Here is a 7,713-nt window from a genome sequence, read left to right as displayed (position 1 = left end):
GCGCCGATGGTAGTTGGGGTTTTACCCCTGTGAGAGTAGGACGTTGCCAGGCAAAATAAGGGACAATCCGAAAGGATTGTCTTTTTGTGTTTACCATTAAAAAGTTGACTAAAAAGTAAAAAGTACGAAGTGTTTACAAAGAAAACGCACATAGACATACACCCAAACAGCGGACTTAACATAAGATAATACAGGAGCCGGCTGAAAAAGATTATTCAAAAAATTGTATACAAATTTACAGTATCGGAAACAATGGATGTATGGAGGTGGAGGGGATTGAGTTCATTATTTGCACATAATCACTTTGAGGAAACGTGCGTTATTTGTGAAAGTCAAAAAACAAAAGGCATACATCTATACACTTCATTTATTTGTACAGACTGCGAGAATGATTTAATCCATACAGATACGAATGATCCTAGATATAAATATTTCCTTAAGCAGCTAAAAAAGATTAACACACCGGAAATATTCTCATAACAAGTCCTTTATGGGCTTTATTTTTTTGTTAAAATAAAGTGATACTTAAGTCCGTTTGGATAAAAGATAAGGAAGATTAAAAATGAGCAAGCAGCAACAAATACCCATATACGAGGCTCTGCAGTCACATATTAGTAAAAATCCAATTTCGTTTCATGTCCCTGGACATAAATATGGCCGGATTAGTACATACCCTGAAGATCCGTTTTTTAAAGAAATATTAAAAATAGATGCAACCGAATTAACAGGATTAGATGACCTCCATTCACCAGAGGGGCCCATTATGAAAGCTGAAGAACTGCTGGCTGGTTTATATGGCACTAAAAAGAGTTTCTTTCTGGTTAATGGTTCTACTGCAGGCAACCTCGCCATGATCATGGCAGCTTGCCAGGAGGGTTCAACTGTCCTTGTTCAAAGAAACTGTCATAAATCGGTTTTAAATGGTCTTAAGCTAGCAAAAGTTAGACCGATATTCCTTGAACCGGAAATAAACCAAGAGTGGAGGACAGCGGGAGGTGTCAGTGTCAAAACGGTCCAACAGGCTATCAGCCGCTATCCAGAAGTGAAAGCAATGATCCTGACGTATCCGAATTATTATGGAATAGTCTATGAATTAAAAGAAATCATTGAATTAGCCCATATCAATCATATTCCTGTCTTGGTAGATGAGGCTCATGGACCGCATTTTATCATTGGAGACCCATTTCCAGTTTCAGCTCTGAACTTGGGGGCAGATTTGGTTGTTCACTCTGCACATAAGACCCTTCCAGCGATGACGATGGGTTCCTTTTTGCATGTAAATACCAACCTGGTAAACTTGGGAAAGGTAAAAGAATATCTAGGGATATTTCAATCAAGCAGTCCTTCCTATCCGATTATGGCATCGCTTGACATATCCAGAAATTATTTAGCTCTATATGACCAGGAGGACTTAGACTGCCTCCTGGCTGAGATTAATCATTTTAAGAATGAATTAGTTAAACTTGAAACAATTAAAGTATTAACATTTCCAGAGGGACATGGCGATCCTCTAAGGATTACTGTACAATCCAGATGCGGCTTAAGCGGTTTTGACCTACAAAAAAGGTTTGAAGTGTTTGGTATTTTTACGGAATTAGCCGACCCATATAACGTCTTATTTATTCTTCCTTTGCTGAAAAAAGGACAAGCGTATCCATTACAGGAAACGTTAGAAAAAATGAAAAGGGCGCTTGAAGGACTCACGATTAAAGAGATAGACGAAGAATTCCATCCAGGTGTTCAAAGGATTTCAGAGTTGGCCATCAGTTATAGCGAAATGGAAGAACTAGGTATGGGCCAGGTTCTGGCAGAAAGTGCATTAGGTTTAATATGTGCAGAGACCATTATACCCTATCCGCCCGGGATTCCTTTATTACTGAAAGGTGAAAGGATAACGGACGACAAGCTTTTACAACTTAAACGGCTATTACAAACAGGTGCAAGATTCCAAGGAGAAGACTCACTAATAAAAACAGGTTATATAAAGGTATATAGCACAAACTAAGATACATGCATACGGAGGTTTTTATCTTGAAAGAAAAGGGAATATTTATTACATTTGAAGGCCCGGATGGGGCAGGAAAGACAACGATTATTAATCTTGTAGCAAAAGAATTGGCTGGTGCTCTTTTAACTAGAGAACCAGGCGGAATTGAAATAGCAGAACAAATTAGAAGAGTGATTTTGGATAAGGAAAACACCGCTATGGACCCTAGAACGGAAGCATTGTTATATGCAGCAGCCCGGAGACAGCATTTAATAGAAAAAGTAAAACCTGCATTAATGGATGGGAAAGTGGTCTTATGCGACCGCTTTGTGGATAGTTCATTGGCCTATCAAGGATACGCCCGGGGCTTAGGAATCGATGAAGTATATGCGATTAATCAATTTGCTATAGAAGATTTAATGCCTGAGCTTACAATCTACTTCGATATTGAACCGGAATTAGGCATGAAGCGGATCAATCAAAACAAGGGAAGAGAAGTAAACCGCTTGGATTTAGAAAATCTCGATTTCCATCATAAGGTCAGGGAAGGCTACCATCAACTAATGCAGCGATTCCCAAATAGAATTATCTCTATTGATGCTTCAGGCACAGTGGATGAAGTATTCAACAGCACAATCAATATAATTAAAACAAGATTAGCATGTAGTGAAGGCCTTTAATATAAGGCTTTTTTTATTAAACACAAGGTATGCTGGGAGATAACCTGTTATAATAAAATTAAAAGAATTAGAGGAGAGGGTGTTCCATATGAAAATGATCATAGCCGTCGTTCAAGACCAAGATAGCAATCGTTTATCTAAAGCATTAGTAGATAATAATTTTAGAGCAACCAAATTAGCTAGTACGGGGGGGTTTTTGAAGTCGGGGAACACTACGTTTATGATTGGTACCGAGGACATCCGGGTTGATCGGGCCTTGCAAATAATTAAGGACAATTGTAAATCAAGAGATCAGCTGGTGGCCCCCGTTTCACCAATGGGAGGAAACGCCGACTCCTATGTCCCATATCCAGTGGAAGTGGAGGTAGGCGGAGCAACTGTATTCGTCCTGCCAATCGAGCAATATATGCATTTTTAAAAAAGAAATGTGAGTGATTAATTTGGTGAAAACATGGGATCAACTACAAGAACTGCAGCCAACCGTACTCCGAATGTTAAAAAACAGCTTGCTGAAAAATCGAGTGGCCCATGCATACCTTTTTGAAGGCATGAGAGGGACTGGTAAAAAAGAAATAGCCTTATTACTTACAAAATCTTTATTTTGTGAACAATTAACAGAAGGCTATAAACCTTGCGAGTCATGTAATAATTGCCTTCGGATAAATAATAGAAATCATCCGGATGTCCATATTGTTGAGCCTGATGGATTATCGATTAAAGTGGAGCAGATTCGAAACCTTCAAGCTGAGTTTGCAAAAAAGGGAGTAGAATCTTTAAATAAAGTATATGTCATCTCTCATGCAGATAAAATGAGTGTGAGTGCCTCCAATAGCCTATTGAAATTCCTTGAGGAACCCAATCCAGGTACTGTTGCCTTTCTTTTAACCGAGCAAGTTCAACAGCTTCTTCCAACTATTCTATCAAGATGTCAAGTATTGGTCTTCCAGCCATTGGCACCGAAGATTATGATCAAACAATTAATTGAACATGGTGTTCAGCCTGCAAAAGCGCCATTGTTGGCCCAGTTAACCAATAATATGGAAGAAGCTCTCAAATTAAATGTTGATGAATGGTTTGCACAAGCCCAAAAAATAGTGGTAAAATTATATGAGGTGTTAAAAAAAAATCCACTGGAAGCTATGGTTACTCTCCAGGGAGATTGGTTTTTACACTTTAAAGAGAAAGAACAGATTCAACGTGGTTTAGATCTTTTACTTCTAATCTTTAAGGATTTACTATATATACAATTAGATAAGCAGGAGCAGCTTGTTTTCATAGAGGAGAATGAACGGTTAAGACAATTTGCCCTGCAAACATCTGGACGGCGCTTATCGGATCAAATGTCAGCTATTCTTGATGCCAAAAGGAAGCTGCAGGCAAATATGAATCCTCAGCTGATGATGGAACAGCTTGTGTTAAAATTGCAGGAGGGATCTTCATTTGTATGATGTTGTAGGAGTACGCTTTAAAAAAGCGGGGAAAATATATTATTTTGATCCGGGAGACCTCTTAATTGAAAAGGATGACTTTGTCATTGTCGAAACAGTTCGCGGTGTAGAATATGGCAGGGCAGTGATTCCCCGTAAACAAGTGGAAGAAAATGATGTAGTTTTACCTTTAAAAAAGGTGGTCAGAATCGCCGACCAAAAAGATCGGATGATTGTAGAGGAAAATAAGGTAGCAGCCCAAGAGGCTTATGAGGTTTGTAACGAAAAAGTAAATGAACATCAGCTGGATATGAAACTAGTGGATGTTGAGTATACATTTGATCGCAATAAGGTAATCTTTTACTTTACAGCAGATGGAAGAGTGGACTTTCGAGAGCTTGTGAAAGACTTAGCTGCGATTTTCCGAACACGTATCGAGCTTCGGCAGATCGGTGTTCGTGATGAAGCCAAAATGCTTGGCGGTATTGGGCCATGTGGAAGAATGTTATGCTGTTCCACCTTTCTAGGTGATTTTGACCCTGTATCCATAAAAATGGCGAAGGATCAAAACCTTTCATTAAACCCAACAAAGATTTCTGGATTATGTGGAAGACTTATGTGCTGCTTGAAATATGAAAATGATGAATATGAAACTGCTAAAGAAGCTTTGCCTGATTTAGGGGAAATCATTGAAACGCCGCTAGGAAAAGGAAAAGTGGTAGGACTAAATATATTAGAGCGGGTACTTCAGGTGGAACTAAAGGAACAAGAGCGGGTTCTGGAGTATACTTTGGATGAAATCATTAAAGAAGGTGCCTTTTCTATACAATCCACAGATTAAGAGGTGGAAGCCGTGGATAAAAAGGAAATTTTTGAATCAGTAAGTAATATGGAAACACAAATTGGCCATCTTTACCAGCAATTAGGGGAATTAAAGCAGCATTTAGCCGAGATACTAGAAGAGAATCATTATTTAAAACTGGAAAATGAGCATCTAAGGCGCCGTTTAGATGTGACCACGGAAGAAGAAAAGAAAGAAATAGAAACGAAGCAGGGTGCCGCAGCGACTGTGGAATCTCCAAGAGGAAAACATTTTGATGTTGGTGAAGGATATGATAACCTCGCTAGGCTCTACCAAGAGGGATTTCATATTTGTAACCTTCACTTCGGCAGTTTGCGTAAAGAAGGCGATTGTTTATTTTGTCTTTCTTTTCTTAATAAGAAATAATCTTCAGAGGCTGATTGATGCAGCCTCTGTTTTCATATCTTTGTAGTTAGGATGGTTTAGTATGGTGAAGTTAATAGAGGATGAACGGCTTGATTATTTACTAGCTGAAAAACTGCGAATCATTCAAAGCCCATCTGTATTTGCTTTTTCTCTCGACGCAGTATTACTGGCACGGTTTGTTTATGTGCCAATTCAAAGAGGAAACCTCATTGATCTCTGCAGCGGCAATGGGGTCATTCCTTTATTTTTAAGTGTACGGACAAAAGGGAATATAACAGGTGTGGAAATACAAGAGCGTTTATATGATATGGCTGTTCGAAGCATTGGATATAATGGTCTAGAGGATAGAATAAAAATGATCCATGGAGATATCAAAGAAATGCCTGCATTATTAGGCCATGGGAAATTTGATGTGGTTACCTGTAATCCTCCTTACTTTACAACTCCATCGGTGGAAGAAATCAATCCAAATGAGCATTTGGCAATAGCCCGCCACGAAATTCTCTGTACACTTGAAGATGCGATAAAGGCATCAAGCCAGCTAGTAAAGCAGGGAGGGAAAGTGGCATTTGTCCATCGGCCTGGCCGCTTGATTGATATAATCACATTAATGCGTCAGTACAGGCTTGAGCCTAAAAGGATTCAGTTTGTCTATCCTAAACAGGGTAAGGATGCAAATATCCTCTTAGTAGAGGCAATCAAGGATGGGAGCCCCGATTTAAAGATCCTTCCACCATTGTTTGTCTATCAAGATGATGGTGAATACACTCCTGAGATTAAAGGAATTTTATATGGAGAGTAATGGTCATTATTTTTATGTGCTGACATGCCGTGATGACAGTTTATATGGCGGTTATACCAATAATCTTAAACGGCGGATTGCCCAGCATAATGACGGAAAGGGAGCAAAGTATACACGGGGAAGAGGACCGGTTGAACTTACCTTCTATCAAGCCTTTGCCACTAAAGGCGAGGCATTAAAGGCAGAGTACAGGTTTAAGCAATTCACAAGAAAGAAAAAGCTTGAGTATATAAAGAGGGCAGGTGAATTCGATGTGGCAGCAGAAAAGCTTTGAGAACGAGGCTGATAAAGGAATTCTTTATCTTGTTCCTACACCGATTGGAAATCTAGAAGACATGAGCTTTCGGGCCATTCGAATCTTAAAAGAAGCAGACGTGATTGCTGCGGAAGATACAAGAAATACAAAAAGGCTGTGCAACTACTTTGAAATTGATACTCCGGTTGTCAGCTATCATGAGCATAATAAAGAAACAAGCGGAGAAAAACTGATCGAGAAGATTAAACAAGGCTTTAAGGTTGCACTAGTCAGTGATGCCGGCATGCCGGCTATCTCAGATCCTGGCTATGAGCTTGTTCAGGCGGCAATAAGTGAACTAGCAGCGGTGGTTCCATTACCGGGAGCAAATGCAGCTCTCACTGCATTAATTGCTTCAGGAATATCGTGCCAGCCCTTTTACTTTTATGGATTTTTACATCGAAATAAAAAAGAGAAGCGGTCGGAATTAGAAACATTGAGGAGTCAGAAGGCTACATTGATCTTTTATGAATCCCCACACCGTTTAAAAGAAACGTTGAGCATCATGCTTGAAGTCCTTGGCAACCGTAAAATCGTCATTTGCAGGGAATTAACAAAGAAGTTTGAAGAATTTATCCGAGGAACACTGGAAGAGATTAATGAGTGGGCACATTCTGATGAAATTCGAGGAGAGTTCTGTCTGATTGTTGAAGGGACAGACCTAGTGGAAAACGAGGAAGAGTTAAGCTGGTGGCAGGAATTATCGGTGGAGGAACATGTCAACCATTACATAACCGTCCAAAATAGTACTTCAAAAGAGGCCATTAAGCAGACAGCAAAGGATCGCGGCCTTAATAAACGCGAGGTATATCAGGTCTACCATATTGATGAAAAATAAAAACTCCAGCACTTATACAGTGCCGGAGCTTTTTTATTTTACATGTTCAAAATTCTTTTGGATCTCTTCGATTAATTGTTCTGCACCTTCGCGGCTAAGGATTAATTTACCGCCTGCAAGAGCCATGTTATCATCAGATACTTCACCAGTTACTTGGCAAGTCATATTTGGCTTATATTTTTTCAAAATAATACGCTCGTCGTCTACATAGATCTCTAATGCATCTTTTTCAGCAATACCTAGTGTACGTCTTAGTTCAATCGGAATAACCACACGGCCTAACTCATCAACTTTACGAACAATACCAGTAGATTTCATTTTAAATATCTCCTCTCAAAATCAATAAAAGTATCTATCTATTTATCTTTCAATCGTATTCGCCACAATTCGACAAATTTCTTATATACCCATAATACCAGTAGTTCCCATATCCGTCAATTATTTTATTTTAAAAGT

The 7,713-nt window shown here is 39.2% G+C and carries 11 protein-coding genes; 10 read left to right on the top strand and 1 reads right to left on the bottom strand.

What is annotated here, in order from left to right; genetic code table 11:
• Positions 1-276 precede the first annotated feature (276 nt).
• From GXK58_RS23980 to rsmI, 10 genes are all read left to right on the top strand, one after another.
• A complete protein-coding gene (locus GXK58_RS23980) occupies positions 277-480 on the top strand; it encodes a sigma factor G inhibitor Gin (RefSeq protein WP_442862502.1) in 204 nt (67 codons plus the stop codon).
• 82 nt (positions 481-562) lie between these two features.
• Positions 563-2,005, top strand: coding sequence for an aminotransferase class I/II-fold pyridoxal phosphate-dependent enzyme (locus GXK58_RS23975; RefSeq protein ID WP_160725696.1), 1,443 nt, complete (start codon positions 563-565; stop codon positions 2,003-2,005).
• Positions 2,006-2,031: 26 nt separating this feature from the next.
• Positions 2,032-2,667 carry a dTMP kinase gene (tmk, locus tag GXK58_RS23970; RefSeq protein WP_237389765.1) on the top strand — a complete coding sequence of 212 codons (636 nt, stop codon included), beginning with the start codon at positions 2,032-2,034 and terminating at the stop codon, positions 2,665-2,667.
• An 88-nt stretch (positions 2,668-2,755) separates the two neighbouring features.
• On the top strand, positions 2,756-3,085 hold the full coding sequence (locus tag GXK58_RS23965; protein WP_098530279.1) for a cyclic-di-AMP receptor: 330 nt from the start codon (positions 2,756-2,758) through the stop codon (positions 3,083-3,085).
• A 22-nt stretch (positions 3,086-3,107) separates the two neighbouring features.
• Complete coding sequence (gene holB / locus GXK58_RS23960) at positions 3,108-4,115, top strand: DNA polymerase III subunit delta' (protein WP_160725694.1); 1,008 nt, start codon at positions 3,108-3,110, stop codon at positions 4,113-4,115.
• Positions 4,108-4,935, top strand: coding sequence for a PSP1 domain-containing protein (locus GXK58_RS23955; protein ID WP_160725693.1), 828 nt, complete (start codon positions 4,108-4,110; stop codon positions 4,933-4,935). Before holB ends, GXK58_RS23955 begins: the two co-directional genes overlap by 8 nt.
• Positions 4,936-4,947: 12 nt before the next feature.
• Complete coding sequence (gene yabA, locus GXK58_RS23950; protein WP_160725692.1) at positions 4,948-5,322, top strand: DNA replication initiation control protein YabA; 375 nt, start codon at positions 4,948-4,950, stop codon at positions 5,320-5,322.
• Between the two features lie 61 nt (positions 5,323-5,383).
• A complete protein-coding gene (locus tag GXK58_RS23945) occupies positions 5,384-6,124 on the top strand; it encodes a tRNA1(Val) (adenine(37)-N6)-methyltransferase (RefSeq protein WP_160725691.1) in 741 nt (246 codons plus the stop codon).
• Positions 6,114-6,398 carry a GIY-YIG nuclease family protein gene (locus GXK58_RS23940; RefSeq protein ID WP_160725690.1) on the top strand — a complete coding sequence of 95 codons (285 nt, stop codon included), beginning with the start codon at positions 6,114-6,116 and terminating at the stop codon, positions 6,396-6,398. The genes GXK58_RS23945 and GXK58_RS23940 overlap by 11 nt, the downstream gene beginning before the upstream one ends.
• Positions 6,376-7,257: a 16S rRNA (cytidine(1402)-2'-O)-methyltransferase gene (gene rsmI, locus GXK58_RS23935; RefSeq protein WP_160725689.1), complete on the top strand. Its 882-nt coding sequence runs from the start codon at positions 6,376-6,378 to the stop codon at positions 7,255-7,257. The genes GXK58_RS23940 and rsmI overlap by 23 nt, the downstream gene beginning before the upstream one ends.
• 33 nt (positions 7,258-7,290) lie before the next feature.
• Here rsmI and GXK58_RS23930 read toward each other — a convergent pair whose 3' ends face one another.
• Entirely contained in the window at positions 7,291-7,575 is a 285-nt protein-coding gene (locus GXK58_RS23930) for an AbrB/MazE/SpoVT family DNA-binding domain-containing protein (RefSeq protein ID WP_160725688.1), read from the bottom strand.
• Positions 7,576-7,713 lie beyond the last annotated feature (138 nt).

Source organism: Bacillus sp. USDA818B3_A, assembly GCF_009928415.1.
GTDB lineage: Bacteria > Bacillota > Bacilli > Bacillales > Cytobacillaceae > Neobacillus.
Note: the sequence above shows the minus strand (reverse complement) of the source record. Positions and strands in the feature narration are given on the sequence as shown.